The organism is Lamprobacter sp. (assembly GCF_034860625.1).
In the GTDB taxonomy this organism is placed as follows: Bacteria; Pseudomonadota; Gammaproteobacteria; order Chromatiales; family Chromatiaceae; genus Lamprobacter.
The window spans coordinates 1-17,972 of the sequence record NZ_JAYESN010000049.1 but is presented as its reverse complement, the minus strand read 5'-3'; the positions used below and the strand labels follow the sequence as shown (position 1 = coordinate 17,972).

General features: G+C 63.3%; 14 protein-coding genes. 11 read left to right on the top strand and 3 right to left on the bottom strand.

Annotated elements, in window-relative coordinates:
• The first annotated feature begins 569 nt into the window (after nucleotides 1–569).
• The gene (locus VBE63_RS13930) at nucleotides 570–2,273 is read left to right on the top strand and encodes an FAD-dependent oxidoreductase (protein WP_323683634.1); all 1,704 of its coding nucleotides are present in this window, start codon (nucleotides 570–572) and stop codon (nucleotides 2,271–2,273) included.
• 3 nt (nucleotides 2,274–2,276) lie between these two features.
• On the top strand, nucleotides 2,277–2,645 hold the full coding sequence (locus VBE63_RS13925; protein ID WP_323683633.1) for a hypothetical protein: 369 nt from the start codon (nucleotides 2,277–2,279) through the stop codon (nucleotides 2,643–2,645).
• 184 nt (nucleotides 2,646–2,829) lie between these two features.
• Here VBE63_RS13925 and VBE63_RS13920 read toward each other — a convergent pair whose 3' ends face one another.
• A complete protein-coding gene (locus VBE63_RS13920; protein ID WP_323683632.1) occupies nucleotides 2,830–3,414 on the bottom strand; it encodes a CDP-alcohol phosphatidyltransferase family protein in 585 nt (194 codons plus the stop codon).
• Between the two features lie 419 nt (nucleotides 3,415–3,833).
• Between VBE63_RS13920 and VBE63_RS13915 the strand changes: the two genes are divergently transcribed.
• Nucleotides 3,834–4,298, top strand: a complete 465-nt coding sequence (locus VBE63_RS13915) for a cytochrome c (protein ID WP_323683646.1) — start codon at nucleotides 3,834–3,836, stop codon at nucleotides 4,296–4,298.
• A gap of 203 nt (nucleotides 4,299–4,501) precedes the next feature.
• On the opposite strand, the gene VBE63_RS13910 is transcribed toward VBE63_RS13915, so the two are convergent.
• Nucleotides 4,502–5,197, bottom strand: coding sequence for a cytochrome b/b6 domain-containing protein (locus tag VBE63_RS13910; RefSeq protein WP_323683631.1), 696 nt, complete (start codon nucleotides 5,195–5,197; stop codon nucleotides 4,502–4,504).
• Nucleotides 5,198–5,429: 232 nt separating this feature from the next.
• Here VBE63_RS13910 and VBE63_RS13905 point away from each other — a divergent pair, with 232 nt between their 5' ends.
• The 3 genes from VBE63_RS13905 (at nucleotide 5,430) to glgA (ending at nucleotide 10,427) form a co-directional block, all read left to right on the top strand.
• Complete coding sequence (locus tag VBE63_RS13905; protein WP_323683630.1) at nucleotides 5,430–5,864, top strand: BLUF domain-containing protein; 435 nt, start codon at nucleotides 5,430–5,432, stop codon at nucleotides 5,862–5,864.
• 89 nt (nucleotides 5,865–5,953) lie between these two features.
• Entirely contained in the window at nucleotides 5,954–8,218 is a 2,265-nt protein-coding gene (gene glgB, locus VBE63_RS13900) for a 1,4-alpha-glucan branching protein GlgB (protein WP_323683629.1), read from the top strand.
• A gap of 460 nt (nucleotides 8,219–8,678) precedes the next feature.
• Nucleotides 8,679–10,427: a glycogen synthase GlgA gene (glgA, locus tag VBE63_RS13895; RefSeq protein ID WP_416274557.1), complete on the top strand. Its 1,749-nt coding sequence runs from the start codon at nucleotides 8,679–8,681 to the stop codon at nucleotides 10,425–10,427.
• Between the two features lie 105 nt (nucleotides 10,428–10,532).
• Here the strand turns inward: glgA and VBE63_RS13890 are convergent, their stop codons facing one another.
• Nucleotides 10,533–11,348 (bottom strand): arylesterase, encoded by an 816-nt coding sequence (locus VBE63_RS13890; RefSeq protein ID WP_323683627.1) that lies wholly within the window; start codon nucleotides 11,346–11,348, stop codon nucleotides 10,533–10,535.
• On the opposite strand from VBE63_RS13890, the gene VBE63_RS13885 reads away from it, so the two are divergent.
• The 5 genes from VBE63_RS13885 to VBE63_RS13865 all read left to right on the top strand — a co-directional run bounded on the left by VBE63_RS13885 (nucleotide 11,347) and on the right by VBE63_RS13865 (nucleotide 17,943).
• Complete coding sequence (locus VBE63_RS13885) at nucleotides 11,347–12,123, top strand: ABC transporter ATP-binding protein (RefSeq protein WP_323683626.1); 777 nt, start codon at nucleotides 11,347–11,349, stop codon at nucleotides 12,121–12,123. The genes VBE63_RS13890 and VBE63_RS13885 overlap by 2 nt on opposite strands.
• 259 nt (nucleotides 12,124–12,382) lie before the next feature.
• Nucleotides 12,383–15,106 carry an ABC transporter permease gene (locus VBE63_RS13880; RefSeq protein ID WP_323683625.1) on the top strand — a complete coding sequence of 908 codons (2,724 nt, stop codon included), beginning with the start codon at nucleotides 12,383–12,385 and terminating at the stop codon, nucleotides 15,104–15,106.
• 97 nt (nucleotides 15,107–15,203) lie between these two features.
• Nucleotides 15,204–15,542: a DUF2782 domain-containing protein gene (locus VBE63_RS13875; RefSeq protein ID WP_322827066.1), complete on the top strand. Its 339-nt coding sequence runs from the start codon at nucleotides 15,204–15,206 to the stop codon at nucleotides 15,540–15,542.
• 108 nt (nucleotides 15,543–15,650) lie between these two features.
• Nucleotides 15,651–16,673, top strand: coding sequence for an amino acid ABC transporter substrate-binding protein (locus VBE63_RS13870; protein ID WP_323683624.1), 1,023 nt, complete (start codon nucleotides 15,651–15,653; stop codon nucleotides 16,671–16,673).
• 31 nt (nucleotides 16,674–16,704) lie between these two features.
• The gene (locus VBE63_RS13865; protein ID WP_323683623.1) at nucleotides 16,705–17,943 is read left to right on the top strand and encodes a DUF1015 domain-containing protein; all 1,239 of its coding nucleotides are present in this window, start codon (nucleotides 16,705–16,707) and stop codon (nucleotides 17,941–17,943) included.
• Nucleotides 17,944–17,972: the final 29 nt, after the last annotated feature.

Genomic DNA, 17,972 nt, shown 5'->3' with positions numbered 1-17,972 from the left:
ATGGGTAAGCGCAGTGAACAAAAACAACGTTTTATTGATTGAGGTAATCTGCCTCCCGCACCACCACCGGGCCGATAACCTCGGCAACCTGCTGAGAAACAGCCAGCACGGAACAAGGATATTGATATATATCAGGGAAAGGCTTGACCTTGCGCCAAAGGCGCGGAAGCGGCCTGGCTGTCAACACAGCCTCACGCATCTGGCATACCGATGCGCAAGACAGCGATCACTGCTGGGATTCAAATCTTCTATGCAAGGATAAGCGTTCTCGCGGCATGAGCAGGGCTTGTTCCCGATCAGCATGAGCGGGCTTGTTCCCGATCAAAGAGCGCAGCCAAAGCAAGGCTGGCTTTGATCGATATCAGCGCCAAGTCCGAGGACGCTACTCAGACTCCCCCTAAAGATGCCTACAACGCCTGGACGTGATGCAAGCGGCCACGACAGCGCAAGCGCGATTTCTGCAGACCTTCTGAGTCTGCGCAACGCGCATTGGCATCTGCTGCTGTTCCTGACCTCCGGTCGGAGCAAGCCCTGCCGCTTACTGAATCGACACCAACAGGATCGACAGCATGTCACCGCAACCCACCCGTATCGTTGTCATCGGCGGCGCTGCCGCTGGCCCCAAGGCCGCGGCTAAGGCCAGGCGCATGGATGAATTCGCCGAGATCACCTTGATTCAGCGCGAGCAGGAGCTGTCGATGGCCTCCTGCGGCTTCCCCTACTACGTCGGCGGTACCTTCGACGATCGCAACATGCTGATCTGCACCCCAGCCGGCAATGTTCGTGATCCTCATTTCTATGGCCAGGCCAAGGGCATCGAGGCGCTGGTGCAGACCGAAGCGCTGCGCATCGATCGCGAGGCCAAGACCGTCACCGTCAAGCATCTGCCGACCGAGCAAGAGCGCCGGTTGCACTACGATCGGCTTGTCATTGCCACTGGCGCAAGACCGGTCTGCCCGAATGCGCCGGGGTTTGATCTGGACGGGGTGCAGACCCTGCACTCGATGGGCGATGCGGACTCCCTGCGTGCGATCCGCGACGAGCAGTCCGTCGACAAGGCCGTGGTCGTCGGTGGCGGACTGATCGGCTTCGAGGTCTGCGAGGCGCTGCGTCTCGCCGGCATGGACACCACCGTCATCGAGAAGACTCAGCAGATCCTACCCTTTCTCGACCCCGACCTAGCCAAGCTGGTCGAAAATCATATCCGCGCACATGGCCCGGACATCATCGTCGGCAACGGTGTCGCCGAGTTCCTCGGCGACAACGGCACACTCAGGGGCGTCAAGCTCGACAATGGTACCGAGCTCCCTTGCCAACTCGCGGTGGTCGCGGTCGGCGTGCGGCCCAATATCGACCTGGCGCTGCTCGCTGGTCTTGAGATCGGCGATCATGGTGGCATTCGGGTCAACGAGCAGATGCAGACCTCCGACCCCGACATCTATGCGGTCGGCGACTGCGTCGAATGCAAGTCACTGGTCAGCGGCCAATGGATGCGCGCGCCTTATGGCGACCTCGCCAACCTGCAGGGCCGAGTCGCTGGTCAGAACCTGATCAAACCCAACAGCGCCCGCTTCCCCGGCATCACACAAACCGGCATCTGCAAGATCTTCGATTACACGGTCGGTTTTACCGGCCTTTCGGCTCAAGCCGCGCGTGCCGCAGGCTTCGACGACATCGAGACGGCAACCATCTCTGGCCTCGATATCCCGGTGTTCATGAGCGGCAAGCTGTTGATCAGCAAACTGGTCGCTGAGCGCAAGACTGGCCGCATCATCGGCTTCCAGTGCATTGGCCCTGGCGATGTGAGCAAGCGCGTTGCGACCATGGCGATGGCGATCCGCGGCAAGCTGAGCGTCGAGGACATGGTCAACGCCGACCTGCCCTATGCACCGCCCTACTCGCTAGCGCTCGATCATACGATCGTCTCGGCGCAGGTGATGGAGAACAAGCTCAAGGGGCTGATGCAGGGACTCACGGTCACCGAGGTCAAGCAGCGCGCTGACCAAGGCGCCGATTGCTTCATTCTGGATACGCGGAGTCCCGAGGAGTTCGAGGCCATGCGGCTCGGCATCGGTGAGACCCTGATCCCACTTGGCGCCCTCCGCGGCCGACTCAATGAGCTACCGCAAGACAAGGACCGCGAGATCATCCTCTACTGCAAGATCTCGCTCCGCGGCTATGAGGGCGCGGCGATCCTACAGCAGCACGGCTGGCGCAATGTCAAGGTGATGGAAGGTGGCATCATGGCCTGGCCTTTCGCGCGGGAGAAGTGAAGCATGGAATTCTTCGCGACAGCCTCCTCTCAGCTTAGCCCCGATCAGCTTCAAGCTCGGGTGACTGGCCCAAAACTCGCTGAGCTGTGCGCGTCGATCGACCGGGTCTTGGAGTGGTCGGATACCCAGGATGCCGGCGAGATCTACTGCCTTTGGGGGCAGTTTCGCGTGCGGCGCGAGCGCATCCGCGATGGCATCCGCTTCACCCTCCCTGGCTGCCCCAATGCACTGGCTTGGACGATCACCGCAGCACCCGAAGGCACACTGATCCACTGCACCATCAACCGCAGCGAGCATGATCCAGATTTCATCGAGTCGATCAAGGACTTTGTCGCCGACTGGGTCGAAGGTCTAAGGAACGACAGTCAGTAAAGGATCTGTAGCCCTAAAAAGGCTTTTAATCATTAGATCAAATCGAGCGTCTTTCCATACAACGGCTGAAGGTCCATACCGCCCGGCCCCACGGCACCCAACCGCTCAGGGAGCCTGGATCAGATGTCGATCTCGGTGATCATCGCCTGTCGATGCCGACTCAACTCGGCGGCCAACAACGCACTCAGGCGGTGTCGGCATGCGATCTCCCGCGCTGCTGACGCAGCACATGCCAAAGACTCACGACGTCCGAGCGCTCCTCGCGCAGCACGGCGGTGATGGCAAGCTCCTCAAGAGCGGCCAGCACAGCGAGTAGCGCTGCCAACCGAAACGGCCAGACCGAAACGCCAAGCAGCATCAGCAACAGCCCGACGAACGTCGCCGCCACAGCGACCTTCACCAGCAGGGTGTGATAGCTAGTGAATCGGCGAAAGCGCAGCAGGCCCGCCAACGCTGGCAGCACGAAGCTGGCAACCACCGCGGCAACAGCGATCCACTCGCTAAGAACTAACGCAGGCCATAGCCGCCAAAGGGCGATCGCGGTCACCGTGTAGATCGCAACATCGGCCCAGGAGTCGAGCTGGGCGCCCAAACGACTGGTCTGGCCCATGGTTCGCGCCAGCACACCATCAAGCGCATCGGTCAGGAACGCCAGCGCCAGCAGCCAGACAAACGCCTCTCGCTGCTCGGAAATGGCAAGCAACAGCAGCAAGGGCGCGGAGCCGAGCCGAAGGGCGCTCAACAGGTTCGGCAACGTCCAGGGACCCATCGAGATCATTCCCCTAAGAAAGGCGTACTGAACGGCAAGCCCAAGATTTAAAGCCCAAGCTCCCTAATGCCCATGGCGCGGCGCCGGCACCACTGCGGACAATGAATCGCCTGAGATTCACGTTAAAAAACAGCGCAGCAAGAACTTGAACACCACCACAGCTCGCCAACAAAGTCGCGAACACCAAGGTTGCATAGTGCATGGGCCACGGCTGCCCGATCAAGCTATTCCTGGATCGAGACAGCCTGCCGCAGGTGAGCGCGATTGAACTGCGGGCGCAGGCCAATGCCCAGCATTGCTCGCTCACAGCCAAATTAGCCTCGCTGCCGTGCAGACATGGCGGCTAACCGCTATCATCCGCCAGCTAACCCCATTCACCAGCCAAATCCTAGGATTCAGGAGAAGCCAGTATGAACACTATGAACACTTGTTTAGGTGCCGCCGCTCTCGGAGCCCTCGCGATCACCTTCGTCAGCACCGCGACCGCAGCCGACCTCAAGCCAGAAGAGCAGATCCAGACTCGCCAGGCTGGCTACAGCTTCATGTCATGGAACATGGGCAAGATCAAGGCAAACCTGGATGGCGACTACAGCCAGCCCCAGGTCGAGGCCGCCGCCAACGCCATCGCCGGCATCGCCAATTCTGGCATGGGCGCGCTCTATGGCCCAGGTACCGACAAGGACATCGGCGACGTGAAGACCCGCGTCAAGCCCGAGTTGTTTACTGATCAAGAAGGTGTTGGCGAGGTCGCCGTGGCCTTCATCGAAGCCGCCAACAACATGGCCGAGACGGCTGCTCTCGGCGATGAGGCTGAGGTCAAGGCCGCTTTTGGTCAGCTCGGCGAAAGCTGCAAGGCTTGCCACAAGAAGTACCGCAAGGACTGAGCCTGATCGCGCTAGGCGCTCACCGCCTAGCCTCAAGCTAGGCGACCTAACCCTCAGAGCCACCTAGAGCCACTCGGCGAGGCCAGCCACGGCCTTGCCAGCGACCAGCAGCCCGAGCAACAGCAACAACAACGCCTTGCACAGCCCCCCGGCACTAAAAGCGGCGCCGCCAACACAGGCGATCCATCCCGATCACCAACCGCTCACCAACTCGGCAGGCTACTCGCCGGTGGCGGAGGTGGTGGCGGTGGCAATAAGCCGCCATTCGCAGCCCAGACCGCCAGTCCGCTCAGCAGCAGCCCCAACAGCAACGCCCAGAGGGGACCGCCCCGTGCAGAGCTCGCGTGTGCGCCATTCTGCGGCGCCGGCTTCCAGCCAGTGAGCATGGGTCGGATCAGGTTGTTACGCCGCAGTAGGCTGTAATAAAGCACGGCCAGGATATGCAAGCTCACCAGCGCGAGGATGACCCAAAGCCCTTGGCGATGCAGCCTGCTGAGCCCGTTGCTATCCGCTTTGCTCACCAACGCATAGAGCGGCCCGTTGAAGGCAATGTCGTCGTTACTGAACAGCCCGCTGACGGCCTGGAACAACAGCACCAAGAGCAGCGCAAACACCGACAAGGCGCCAAGTGGGTTATGCCCCTCCTCATGCCAGTGGCCGCGCAGATAGGCCAGGATCTTCCTCGGCGTGGGAAAGAACTGCGCAAAGCGCGCGTAGGTCGAGCCCAGCAGGCCCCAGATGAGGCGGAACACCAACAGCCCCAGGATCAACAGCCCAGCACGCTCGTGCCAGAGCATCCAGTTACCACCCTGCAGGCCGGTCAGAACAGCCGCTATCACCGCGAGGAAAAGCGTCCAATGGAAGACGCGTGTCGGCAGATCCCAAACCTTGATACGCATCGGCAGAATGTCCACGACAGTCGAAGTCAGAGTCACCGCAGCCCGAGGCTGCCGGCCCAAGACCGCGCATTATGCCAGGCTCGCGTCCCCAACCTCAGGACATCATGCGCCTCATCATGCGCCAGCGGATGGCAACCCAAGGATCCTTCGTGATCACGACTACGCCATGAGCGCGCGTGAACGCGTAGAATCAGCGGATCGAACGATAACCTGATCATTGGAGTTGCGGGCCATGCCCTTTCAACTTTGCTACGCCAGCACCGCGACACAGGACTTCAGCCGGGGCGAACTGCTCGAGCTCTTGACCTATGCGCGCAAGCACAACGCGGAAAAAAGCATTACCGGGCTGCTGTTGTTTCAAGGCGGACATTTTCTCCAGGTGCTCGAAGGCGAGCCCAACGTGGTTCGCGAACTGTTTAAACAGATCTGCAAAGACCAGCGTCATACCGACATCGCGCTGCTGTTCGAGGAACTGGTCTCACACAGCCAGTATCCGGACTGGAGCATGGGTTTCCAGGCACTCGACGGCAACGAGTGGATGGAATTCCCCAAGGAAGACAGCGAACAGCAAGATCTGCGTGCCCTCGCCCAGACCATGGGCCGCGCGAAGGAGCTCCTCATGTATGTCCGCAAGCAGGGCCTTGACCCAACAAAGGACATCGGCTGAGTCCATTCCCACCCATACATCCCGTATTCCCGCTAGCGCCTAGCAAACGCGCCCGCGACGACCCATCTCTAAATTAAGAGGCATCTTGGATGAGCCACGACCAACTCCCTGCAACGCTCCGCCAACTCACCGAAGCCACCCACGCTGATCCCTTTGCCGCGCTTGGCCCCCATCGCGAGGGGGATCAGGTCTGCGTGCGTGCGATCTTGCCGCAGGCGGAGAGCGTCTCCATTGCCGAGCTGCAGCAGCAGATGGAGCGAGTGAGTGGCACCGACATCTTCGAATGGCGCGGCCCCGCCGAGAATCTGCCGGAGCATTATCGGCTGATCTGGCGCGACCAAGATCACCGCGAGCACATCGCCCATGACCCCTACAGCTTCGCCCCCCAGGTGCCCGACTTCGACATGCATCTGTTCGGCGAGGGGCGCCACTGGCACGCTTACCGACTGCTCGGCGCCAGGGTGCATGAAACCGATGGTATCGCCGGGGTACTGTTTGCTGTTTGGGCGCCCAACGCCGCCCGCGTCAGCGTGGTGGGCGAATTCAATGATTGGGATGGCCGCAGCCACCCCATGCGCGTGCACGGCAACGGCGTCTGGGAGCTGTTCATCCCGGATCTGCCGCCCGGCCTGCTCTACAAGTTCGAGATCCGCTCGCGCGACGGCGCCATCCTACTCAAGTCCGACCCTTATGGACGACGCGCCGAGGTCCGCCCAAGCACGGCCAGCATCGTCGAGCCGCCCAGCCGCTTCCGCTGGAGCGATGAGTCCTGGCGCGAGGCGCGAGCCGCATTCGACTGGCAACACAGCCCGATGTCGATCTATGAGGTGCATCTAGGCTCCTGGCAGCGCGGCCCCGAGGGCGAGATGCTCAACTATCGCGAGCTCGGCGAGCGCCTGGTCGAGTACGCCAAAGACCTCGGCTTTACGCACATCGAGCTGATGCCCATCACCGAGCATCCATTCGATCTCTCTTGGGGCTATCAGACCACCGGTTATTACGCCCCCACCAGTCGCTTTGGCAGTCCAGACGATTTCCGCTACCTGGTCGACCACTGCCATGCCCAAGGCATCGGTGTGATCCTGGATTGGGTACCGGCGCACTTCCCGAAGGATGCCCATGGCCTCGGCCGCTTCGACGGCACCGCACTCTATGAGCACGCAGACCCGCGCCTCGGCGAACACCTCGACTGGCAAACCCTGATCTTCAACTTCGGGCGCAACGAGGTGAAGAACTTCCTGATCTCCAGCGCCCTGTTCTGGCTCGAAGAATTCCACATCGATGCTCTGCGCGTCGACGCTGTCGCCTCCATGCTCTATCTGGACTATTCGCGTACCGACTGGCTGCCAAACCAGTACGGTGGCCGCGAAAACCTCGAGGCCATCGCCTTCCTACGCGAGCTCAACGAGGTCGTCCACGACCAGGTACCTGGGGCGCTGGTGATGGCCGAGGAGTCGACCTCCTGGCCCCAGGTCACGCGGCCGACCTACGTCGGCGGCCTCGGCTTCGACCTGAAGTGGAACATGGGCTGGATGAACGACACCCTGGAATACTTCAAGGAGGACCCGATCCACCGCCAGTATCACCAGGACGCGCTAACCTTCAGCATGCTCTACGCGTTCACCGAGAACTTCCTGCTGCCCTTCTCGCATGATGAAGTCACGCACGGCAAGCGCTCACTGCTGTACCGCATGCCTGGCGACGAATGGCAACGCTTTGCCAACCTACGCCTGCTATACACCTATATGTTCACTCACCCCGGCAAGAAGCTGCTGTTCATGGGCAGCGAGTTCGGCCAAGGCGAGGAATGGGACAGCCAGCGCATCCTCGATTGGTATGTCCTCGAGTACCCGTTCCACCAAGGCATCCAACAGCTAGTGCGGCGCATCAATCGGCTCTACCAAGCACAGCCGCCGTTACATCGGCTCGATTTCAACGGGGAAGGTTTCGAGTGGATCGACTGCCGTGATGCACAAAACTCCGTGCTGATCTATCAGCGCAAGCAGCCGGCCGAGGACGACAGCGAGTTTCTATCGGCGCCCCCTCATCTGGTGATTGCGCTCAATCTCACGCCTGTCCCACGCCAAGACTATCGGATCGGGGTTCCGGTCGCTGGCGCCTATGAGGAGATCTTCAACTCTGACGAGACCGTTTTTGGTGGCAGCGGCGTGAATAACAGCGGCGCCCCCATCCGCACCAAGCCGGTGCACTGGATGAACCATCCGCAGTCTGTGCTGCTCACCCTTCCGCCATTGGCCGGCATCGTGCTCAAGCCCCGACCAGCATTAGCCGCCGACCAACACGAAGGCGAAGGTGAAGGCAACAGCCTCGATCCCGCAACAACAGCCGATTGAGCGGCAGGCTTGCCCTTGGCAAGCCCCCGGGAAAGCACCGACAGACGGCCGACCACACCCAGCATTCGAAGCACTCAGAGCGCGCAGGTGAGCAGCGATGGCAAAAAAGCCAACGACCACGAAGAAGACCAAGGCCCCCGCTAGCCGCAAGGCCGAGGCTCCAGTCGAGCCGAAGCCAGACGCAAAAGGCGCAGCCGCTAAGCCGACAGAGGCAACCGCCAAGCCAAAGCAGGCGACACCTGCGGCGCCGGCCAAAGTGCCCGCTGCGTCGGCTAAAATACCTGCGGCGCCGGCCAAAGTGCCCGCTGCGTCGGCTAAAGCACCTGTGGCGCCCGCCGCGTCAACTAAAGCACCCGCTGCGTCGGCTAAAGCACCTGCGGCGCCAGCCAAGGCCACGGCGGCTTCAAGCAAAGCACCTGCAACTCCAACAGCATCGGCATCAGGCTCCTCTCATGAACCGATGACGACCAAGGGTGCCGAGGCAACGAAACCTGCGAAAAAGCCCGAGCCCCGCCCCAAGGCAAGCGTCGCCCCGACCTCAGTGCCTTCAGCGGAAGTGCCGACAGAGCCCGCACCACCCAGGACGCCGGAGCCCGCTGTCGAGCCGACCGCGGCACCCGTCACGGAGGACACTGCGGCGGTCGTCCCAGAATCCCTCGCAGAACAGCCGCAAGTCGCCGAGGCACCAGATGAGAGCCCGCCAGAGCCTGCGGTCTATCATGCGCCGCGCCCAAGTCTGTTCATCGTCCAGATCACGCCAGAGATGGCACCGATCGCCAAGATCGGCGGCTTGGCTGATGTGGTCTTCGGCTTGAGCCGGGAATTGGCCATCCGCGGCAACCATGTCGAGATCATCCTGCCGAAGTACGACAACCTACGCTACGACCACATCTTTGATCTGCAGCCGGTCTACAACGACCTCTGGGTCCCCTGGTACGAGGGCGCGATTCACTGCACGGTTTATTTCGGCTTCGTCCACGACCGCAAGTGCTTCTTCATCGAGCCGCACTCGCACGACAACTTCTTCAACCGCGGCAGCATCTATGGCTTCCCGGATGATGTCTTCCGCTATGCCTTCTTCTCGCGCGCAGCGATCGAGTTCCTCTGGCAGTCCGGCAAGCATCCGGACATCATCCACTGCCACGACTGGCAGACCGCGCTGGTGCCGGTGTTCCTCTACGAGTTCTATCAGTCGCTCGGCATGACCCATCCACGGGTCTGCATGACCATCCACAACTTCAAGCATCAGGGCGTCACCGGCGCCGAGCTGCTGCGCGCCACTGGTCTGCATCAGCCCGAGCGTTTCTTCGATTGGGTTCGGATGGGCGACAACCACCACAAGAATGCGATCAACCTCCTCAAAGGCGGCATCGTCTATTCCAACTTCGTCACCACCGTCTCGCCGCGCTACGCCTTCGAGACCAAGGACCAAGGCCAGGGCTTCGGCCTCGAGTCAACGCTGCACACCCATCACATGAAGTACGGCGGTGTCGTCAATGGAATCGATTACGACGTCTGGAATCCAGAGGTCGATCGCTACATTCCAGTCAACTATGGTGTTGACAATCTCGACGACAAATATGAGAACAAACGCGCGCTGCGTCATCGGCTGATGCTCGCCGACAACGAGAAGCCGATTGTCGCCTTCATCGGTCGGCTCGACCCGCAAAAGGGCCTGGATCTGGTGCGCCATGCCATCTTCGCGACCCTCGAGCGCGGCGCCCAGTTCGTGCTGCTTGGCTCCAGTCCCGACCAAGGCATCAACAATGACTTCTGGGGCCTGAAGCAGATGCTCAATGACAGCCCTGACTGTCATCTCGAGATCGGTTTCGACGAGGATCTCTCACACCTCATCTATGCCGGTGCGGACATCATGCTGGTACCGAGTCAATTCGAGCCCTGCGGCCTGACCCAGCTGATCGCGCTGCGCTACGGCACCGTACCGGTGGTCCGCACCGTTGGTGGCCTTGCCGATACCGTGTTTGATAAGGACCACTCCGATCGCCCGTTGCATCAGCGCAACGGCTACCGGTTCGACAACTACGATGTGCCAGGACTCGAATCGGCCTTGATCCGCGCCATCGACTGTTACTACCAGTACCCGGAGCATTTCCGCGAGCTGATGAAGAATGCGATGAGCGCCGACTACTCTTGGAACCACCCAGGCCAGGACTATCTGAACATCTACGACTTCATCCGCGACCGCTGATGGGCGAACTGGCACAGCCGCTCAATCTGGAGGCCTTCGTCGCCGAGATTCCGAAAACACTCAGCGTCGCATAGGCGGAATTCATCCATGCCATCGCGGCCATGCTTAATCAGCACCCTTGAGCAGCGGCTCCAAAACCGGCCAAACCGTCCCAAGGATCATCGGCTGGGCTTCAGCGGTCGGATGCAGACCATCGGCCTGCATCAGCGCGAGATCCTCGGCGACACCAGCAAGCAGACGCGGAACCAGCGCGACCCCCGTCCGCTCCGCAGCCTTTGCGAACAGTCGTTGAAAGCGCTCGGTGTAGGCCGGACCATAGTTGGGCGGGAGACGCAGGCCAACCAGCACCACTTGCGCATCGGCCGCTTGCGCTTGCTCGACTAGCGTCACCAGATCGTCTTCGATCTTTGCCGGTGGAAATCCGCGCAGCCCGTCATTGGCGCCTAGCTCGATCAGCAGGATCGCTGGCTGGTGCTCGGCGAGTAAGGCCGGCAGCCGGCTCAGGCCACCAGCGACGGTGTCCCCCGAGATCGCGGCATTGACCACCCGATGGGGAAGACCGCGCTCGTCGATGCGTGCTTGCAACAGACTGACCCAGCCCTGGTCCAACGGCAAACCATAGGCGGCGCTCAGGCTGTCACCGAGCACTAACAGCACCGGCGCATCGGTCTGACCGGCGGCTTGGGCCGGCTCTGCAGCCTCGATTGGCTCTGCGGCCTCCGCTGCCGTTTCGGCCTCGACTGACTCTTTGGCCTCGGTGGGCTCATCGGTAAGCTCAATGGCCTCGGCGATTGGCGCCTCGGCAACGCGATCGATCTGGCCCTGATCGAAGGCAGGAGCAGTCATAGGCTCGCTCGCCGATGCCTCGGTGATGGCCGCGAGGGGCAGCAGCAACAGTAATGAGAGGAGAAGACGCAGCATGTTGGATCAGGCTCCCAATAACGACGGTTTCAAGGCCAATGCGGGCAAGGGTACCGACCCGGCGCCAGCCAAGCCAGGCGTTGCCGCCACGGCAGGCCCGATCTGTCGCGCGAGAGGCCTGTCCAAGCAGGTCATCGGCCCAACCGGCCCACTGGATATCCTCAACGCGGTCGATCTCGAGGTCGCGCCTGGCGAGGCGGTGGCGATCATCGGTGCCTCCGGCAGCGGCAAATCGACCCTGCTTGGGCTGCTCGCTGGGCTGGACCGCGCCAGCAGCGGCTCGGTTGAGCTTTGCGGCAGCGCGCTCGAGCCGCTTGATGAAGACGCCCGCGCCGCCTTGCGTGCTGGCCGGGTCGGCTTCGTGTTCCAAAGTTTTCAGCTGATTCCGACCTTGACCGCACTCGAGAATGTGCTGTTGCCACTGGAGCTCGCCAGCGGCCACAACGCCGGCTCGGCCAAGCGCACCGCCGAGGCCGCACTCGAGCGTGTCGGGCTGAGCGAGCGGCGCGGCCATTATCCGCGTCAGCTCTCCGGGGGCGAGCAGCAGCGGGTGGCGATTGCGCGCGCCTTTGCGCCTGGCCCCGAGGTGCTGTTCGCCGATGAGCCCACCGGTAATCTGGACGAGGCCACCGGCGCGCGCATCATCGATCTGCTGTTCGGGCTGCGCCAAGACGCCGGCGCGGCGTTGGTGCTGGTCACCCACGACCCCGCGTTGGCCCGCCGCTGTGATCGTCGGCTCAGCATGAGCGCGGGGCGACTAGAGGTGACGGCATGAGCATTCAGTCTCGGGACGACCGCAGCAAGGACCGACCTCAGGGCAATGGCATCAGCAGCGGTGGTCAGCCTCGAGACGACCTCAGCATTGACCGACCTCAGGGCAATGGTATCAGTGGCGGTTCTCGCAATGACGGAGTCAGCGGCATTTCTCGGCATGAGGGTGTCAGAGACCGACCACAACAGGGCCAAACACAACGACAACCCGGGGCGATCACCTCATGAGCAATCGCGCGATGTTCAATCGGGGAGCCCCAGTGATGGGATCGGCGCCCAGCCCGATCGCCGCTTGGCGACTAGCGCTGCGCCTGCTGCGTCGCGACTGGCGAAGTGGTGAGCTGTATCTGCTCGCCGCCGCGTTGATCTTGACCGTCGCCGCGATCACCGCGGTCGGCTTCTTCACCGATCGCATCGAGACGGCGATGCAGCGCCAAGGTGGCGAGCTGCTCGCGGCCGATCTGGCAATCAACGCAACGGGGACCATCCCAGCCTCGCTTGCCGATGAGGCCAAGGAACGCGGGCTGAAGCTCGCGCGCACCCTGACATTCCGCAGCGTCGTCTTCGCCGGTGAGACCAGTCAGCTGGTGCAGGTCAAGGCCGTCGATGCCGGCTATCCGCTACGCGGCGAGCTGCGGATCAAGCAGCGCGTGAACGGACTTGGCACAACAGATCGCGCTGCAAACGGTGGCTCGATTGATTCCGCAACGACGCTCGCAAACAGCCGCTTTCCGGAAACATCATTCGAGGGCTCGCCTGCGGTGCCAAGCCCCACTGATGACGCCACCTCAGCCCAGGCCGCTCCGACAAATTCAACCTCATCGTCAACTGCAGCTGCGACCGCACCGGCAGCCGCGGCCTCAGGCCTAGCCGAGATTCCCGTCGCGACCGGCCCCGCATCCGGCGAGGTCTGGGTCGAGCCGCGCCTCCTGCATGTGTTGGGCAAGCAGACCGGCAGCCAGCTGACACTGGGCGAGCGCGAGCTGCCGATCAGCGCCGTGATCGCCTACGAGCCCGATCGGGGCGGTAATTTCTTCCAGATCGCGCCGCGCGTCATGATGGCGCTGACCGACCTCGAGACGACCGGGTTGGTCAACGAGGCGAGTCGTGTCAGTCATCGGCTGCTGATCGCCGGTGAATCAGACGCCGTGGCCGCCTATCGCGATTGGGTAGCGACAAGACTGCCGCCGGATGCGGAGCTGATCGACGCGCGCAACGCCCGACCGGAGTTTGAATCGGCCGTTGATCGCGCCAGCCGCTTTCTGCATCTGGCCGCGCTGACGACACTGCTGGTCGCCGGCGCGGCGATGGCGTTGGCCAGCCGGCGGCTGGTCGAGCGCCAGACCGACGCGGTTGCGGTGATGCGCTGCCTGGGCGCGCCACGACATCTGCTGACGCGGGTGTTCGCGCTGCGCCTGCTGTTCTTCGGCCTGGTGGCGGGCGTCATCGGTGTCGCGCTCGGCTGGCTGGCGCAGTTTGGGTTGGCGGCGTTGCTCGCGGACTGGTTCCCCGGCGCCTTGCCGGCCGCCGGCAGCGCGCCGGCCTGGGTTGGACTCGGCACCGGCCTGGTGGCACTCGCCGGCTTTGGGCTACCGCCGCTGCTGCAGCTCGCCGATGTGCCGCCGCTGCGGGTACTGCGGCGCGATCTCGGGCCACCGCGGGCCTCGGTCGCGGTCAGTGCCGCCGCCGCGCTGGGTGCACTTGCCTTATTGATCCTCTGGCAGGCCGGCGATCCGGCGCTCGCTGGCAAGCTGCTCGGCGGCGTCGCGGCGGCGGTGCTGGTGCTCGGGCTGGTCGCAAGCCTGCTGGTCTGGCTCGCTGGTCGCGCCACCCATCATGCACGCGGGGTCTGGCGGCTGGGTCTGGCGGGGCTGTCGCGCCGACCTACCGCGTCCGTACTCAGCATCGTCGGTCTGGGGCTCGGCATCCTGGCCCTGCTGCTGCTCGCAGTGGTACGCCTCGACCTGCTGCGCAGTTGGCAAGAGACCCTGCCTGAGGGCGCCCCAAACCGCTTCTTGATCAATATCCAACCCAACGAGGTCGATGCCCTCGCCGCCTTCCTGCGCCAGCAGGGCCTGGAATCCTCGGGCATCTATCCGATGGTGCGCGGCCGTCTGCAGGCCATCAACGGCGAGGCCGTGAAGCCAGACGAGGACTTCGAGGAGCCGCGAGCACAACGACTCGCCGAGCGCGAATTCAATCTCAGCTTCGCGGCGCAGATGCAGGGCGATAACGAGATCGTCGCCGGACGCTGGTGGGCCGATGCCGAGGCGCCGGGGCAATTCTCGGTCGAGGAAGGCATCGCCGAGACGCTCGGGATCGAGCTGGGCGAGACACTGCGTTTCTGGGTCGCCGGACGCGAGCTGGAGGCGCCGGTCACCAGCCTGCGCCAGGTGCAATGGGACAGCTTCAACGTCAACTTCTTCGTCATTGCTCCACCCTCGCTGCTCGCCGCGGAGCCCGCGACCTATGTCACCAGTTTCTATTTGCCCGATGGCGAAGAGGCGTTGGTGACTAAACTGATGCAGGCCTTCCCCAGCGTGACCCTGATCGATGTCGGCACCCTGCTCGAGCAGGTGCAGGGGATCATTCGACAGGGGATTCAGGCGGTTGAATTCGTCTTCCTGTTCACCCTCGTGGCGGGTCTGCTGGTGATGTACGCCGGCATTCAGGCCAGCCTGGCGGTGCGGCGCGCCGAGCATGGTGTACTGCGCGCGCTTGGGGCTCAGCGGCGACAGCTGCTATTCGCGCTTGCGGTCGAGCTGACCACAGCCGGGCTGCTGGCCGGGCTGATCGCCTCGCTGTTCGCCGAGCTGACCGGCTGGGTGCTAGCGCGCGAGCTGTTTGGGTTGCCGTTCGCCTTTAATCCTTGGCTGTGGATCGGTGGCGTGCTCGGCAGCGGTCTACTGGTGGGCGCCGCCGGCACCCTGGGAACCTATGGGCTGCTGGTGCGCCCGCCCTTGACCGCGCTGCGCCAGTCCGGCTAAACGCAATGAACCGCGATCAGGATCAGCCACCAGCGAGCGGCGAGCCGCTTGGCGTTCCTGCTATCATCTCTGCTTACTTTGACTGCCGGGAAACCCCATGCGCCAACTCAGGTCCTGCCGCCCCTATGCCATCGGTCTGCTTGGCGGCTGCGTCGCGACCTTGGCAACGACCGCTTGGCCGCAGCCATCGCTGAGTGAGCTCGATCTGCGTGTCACCGAGGCCGATATCGCGCCTCAGGTGCGCGTTCGCGATTATCAGAACCGCACCGTCGAGGAGTTCAGTGTCAACAACAACGTCTACATGGTGCGGATCACCCCCACGGCCGGCGCCCCTTACTATCTGGTGGATACCGACGGCTCCGGTGACATGGAATGGAATCGCGGACGACCAGGCTTCGACCTGCAAGTGCCACAGTGGGCCTTGCTATCCTGGTGAGCACTGACTAAGACTCCAGTTGCCCGCCCGGGCGCGATCAACGGAGAGCGCAGTGCCGAGAAACCTCCATCAGCCATTTTTTCGGTTTTTAGGAACAGGATTCGATCGATGCAACTCACGACCTACAGGCTCCTCGGGCTCTTGCTCGTGCTGCTCCTCGCTCCGCTCGCAGCGGCCGCCGACCAACTGGATGACGTCCACGAGCGCGGGCTGCTGCGCTGTGGCGTCAATGGCGAGATCCCGGGCCTGTCCTATCGGGATGACGACGGCGACTGGAGCGGCATCGACATCGACCTCTGCCGTGCCGTCGCCGCCGCCGCCCTTGGTTCAGCCGACAAGGTCGAGCTGATCCCACTGACCACGGCCGAGCGTTTCGATGCACTGCGTGACGGCAAGATCGATCTACTCGCGCGCAATACCACCTGGACCCAAGCGCGCGACCTGACCCAGGGCGTGAGCTTCGCCGCCATCCTCTACTACGACGGTCAAGGCTTCATGGTGCCGCGCTCGACCAACACCCTGAGCACGCTCGAGCTTGGCGGCGCCAAGATCTGCGCCATCGCCGACACCACCAATCTCGACAACGCCAAACGCTACTTCCAACGCCACCAGATGCCGATGGAGCTGAAGCAGTACCCGGACCTCAAGGCCGCCACCAAGGCCTACCTCGAAGGCAAGTGCACGACCCTGACCGCCGATCGTTCGCAGCTCTTCGCACTGCGCGCCCGGCTTGAGCAGCCCGAGAGCCAGCGCATCTTGCCCGAGGTGATCTCGCGCGATCCGCTCTCGCCCGCGGTCGTCAAGGACGAGAGCCGCATGCTGGATCTGGTGCGCTGGACGCTCTACACGCTGATCAACGCCGAAGAAATGGGCATCAGCTCGGACAATGTCACCACCGCCAAGGCGCGCGCGCAGACGGATGCCGTCCGCACCCTACTCGATCTCGACGGCGAGAGCGCCAAGGCACTCGGCATCGAGCCAGAATGGGGCTATCGGGTAATCCTTGCGGTTGGCAACTATGCGGAGCTGTTCGAGCGCAACCTGGGCAAGGCCTCTGGGCTCAACATCAAGCGCGGCTTGAATGCGCTCTGGAGCCAAGGTGGCCTCCTCTACGCACCGCCACCACGCTGAAGCCTTCCATCGCCACGCCTAGAGATTGCCCATGAGACTGATTGCACCCTTTGCCGGTCTCCGACCGCTCCCCGAGCGCGCCGCCGAGGTGGCCGCACCGCCCTACGATGTGATGAACACCGCCGAGGCGCGCGCCATGGTCCAAGGCCGGCCACGCAGCTTCTTGCACATCTCCCGCGCCGAGGTCGACCTGCCGGAGGGCACTGATCCCTACGCCGAGGCGGTCTACGCCAAGGCGCGCGAGAATCTGCAGCGGCTGCGCGCCGATGGCACCCTGCGGCAAGATCGAACCCCAGGCTACTACGCCTATCGCCTGAGCCTGGGAACGCATCATCAACAGACTGGCCTAGTCGCCGCCGCATCGGTGGCGGCCTATCGCGCCGGTCGCATCCGCCGCCACGAGCTGACCCGGCCAGCGAAGGAGCAGGATCGGGTGCGCCAGATCAGCGCGCTCAACGCCCAGACCGGACCGGTGCTGCTCGCCTATCACGCCAACGCGGCGATCGACGACCGGCTGCAAGCCTACTGCCAAGCCCCCGCCGAGATCGACCTCACCGCCGCCGACGGGGTCCGCCACCAGCTCTGGTCGATCGACGCCGGCGACCAGATCGATGCGCTCAGCCAGGCCTGCGAGGCGCTCGAGCGGCTCTACATCGCCGACGGCCATCATCGCGCCGCCGCTGCCGCGCGGGTTGCAGAGATGGGGGGTGCACGTCATGCCGAGACGGGCACGGGCGATAATCACTTCCTGGCCGTGCTCTTTCCGCACGATCAGCTGCGCATCCTGCCCTACAACAGAGTCGTGCGCGATCTTGGCGGACGCTCGGCGGATCAGTTCTTAGCGCAGGTCGCCTCGGCCTATACGGTCGAGCCCTGTGCTCAGCCCGTCGCAGCCAGCGCGCGCGGCGAGGTCGGGCTCTATCTCCAAGGTCGCTGGTATCGGCTGAGGCTGGCGCCTGAGCGCATCCCGGAGCGCGACCCGATCGGTCGGCTCGATGTCAGTCTGCTGCACGATCAGCTCATCAGCCCGCTGCTCGGCATCACCGACCCGCGCCGCGACGAGCGCATCGACTTCGTCGGCGGCAGCCGCGGCCTCGAAGGGCTCAGCGCCCGCGTCGACAGCGGTGAAATGGCCGCCGCCTTCTCACTCCCAGCGACCCGCATCGAGGATCTCCTCGCGGTCGCCGACGCCGACGCCCTGATGCCCCCAAAGTCGACCTGGTTCGAGCCCAAGCTCGCCGATGGGCTGGTGTCGCATCTCCTCGGCTGATCGTCAGTGATCTTCAACCAAGATGATCC

Excerpts from the sequence above, each read along its gene's own strand:
- VBE63_RS13930 (WP_323683634.1), top strand. The coding sequence starts at position 570 with ATGTCACCGCAACCCACCCGTATCGTTGTCATCGGCGGCGCTGCCGCT.
- VBE63_RS13925 (WP_323683633.1), top strand. The coding sequence starts at position 2,277 with ATGGAATTCTTCGCGACAGCCTCCTCTCAGCTTAGCCCCGATCAGCTT.
- VBE63_RS13920 (WP_323683632.1), bottom strand. The coding sequence starts at position 3,414 with ATGGGTCCCTGGACGTTGCCGAACCTGTTGAGCGCCCTTCGGCTCGGC.
- VBE63_RS13915 (WP_323683646.1), top strand. The coding sequence starts at position 3,834 with ATGAACACTTGTTTAGGTGCCGCCGCTCTCGGAGCCCTCGCGATCACC.
- VBE63_RS13910 (WP_323683631.1), bottom strand. The coding sequence starts at position 5,197 with ATGCGTATCAAGGTTTGGGATCTGCCGACACGCGTCTTCCATTGGACG.
- VBE63_RS13905 (WP_323683630.1), top strand. The coding sequence starts at position 5,430 with ATGCCCTTTCAACTTTGCTACGCCAGCACCGCGACACAGGACTTCAGC.
- glgB (WP_323683629.1), top strand. The coding sequence starts at position 5,954 with ATGAGCCACGACCAACTCCCTGCAACGCTCCGCCAACTCACCGAAGCC.
- glgA (WP_416274557.1), top strand. The coding sequence starts at position 8,679 with ATGACGACCAAGGGTGCCGAGGCAACGAAACCTGCGAAAAAGCCCGAG.
- VBE63_RS13885 (WP_323683626.1), top strand. The coding sequence starts at position 11,347 with ATGTTGGATCAGGCTCCCAATAACGACGGTTTCAAGGCCAATGCGGGC.
- VBE63_RS13890 (WP_323683627.1), bottom strand. The coding sequence starts at position 11,348 with ATGCTGCGTCTTCTCCTCTCATTACTGTTGCTGCTGCCCCTCGCGGCC.
- VBE63_RS13880 (WP_323683625.1), top strand. The coding sequence starts at position 12,383 with ATGGGATCGGCGCCCAGCCCGATCGCCGCTTGGCGACTAGCGCTGCGC.
- VBE63_RS13875 (WP_322827066.1), top strand. The coding sequence starts at position 15,204 with ATGCGCCAACTCAGGTCCTGCCGCCCCTATGCCATCGGTCTGCTTGGC.
- VBE63_RS13870 (WP_323683624.1), top strand. The coding sequence starts at position 15,651 with ATGCAACTCACGACCTACAGGCTCCTCGGGCTCTTGCTCGTGCTGCTC.
- VBE63_RS13865 (WP_323683623.1), top strand. The coding sequence starts at position 16,705 with ATGAGACTGATTGCACCCTTTGCCGGTCTCCGACCGCTCCCCGAGCGC.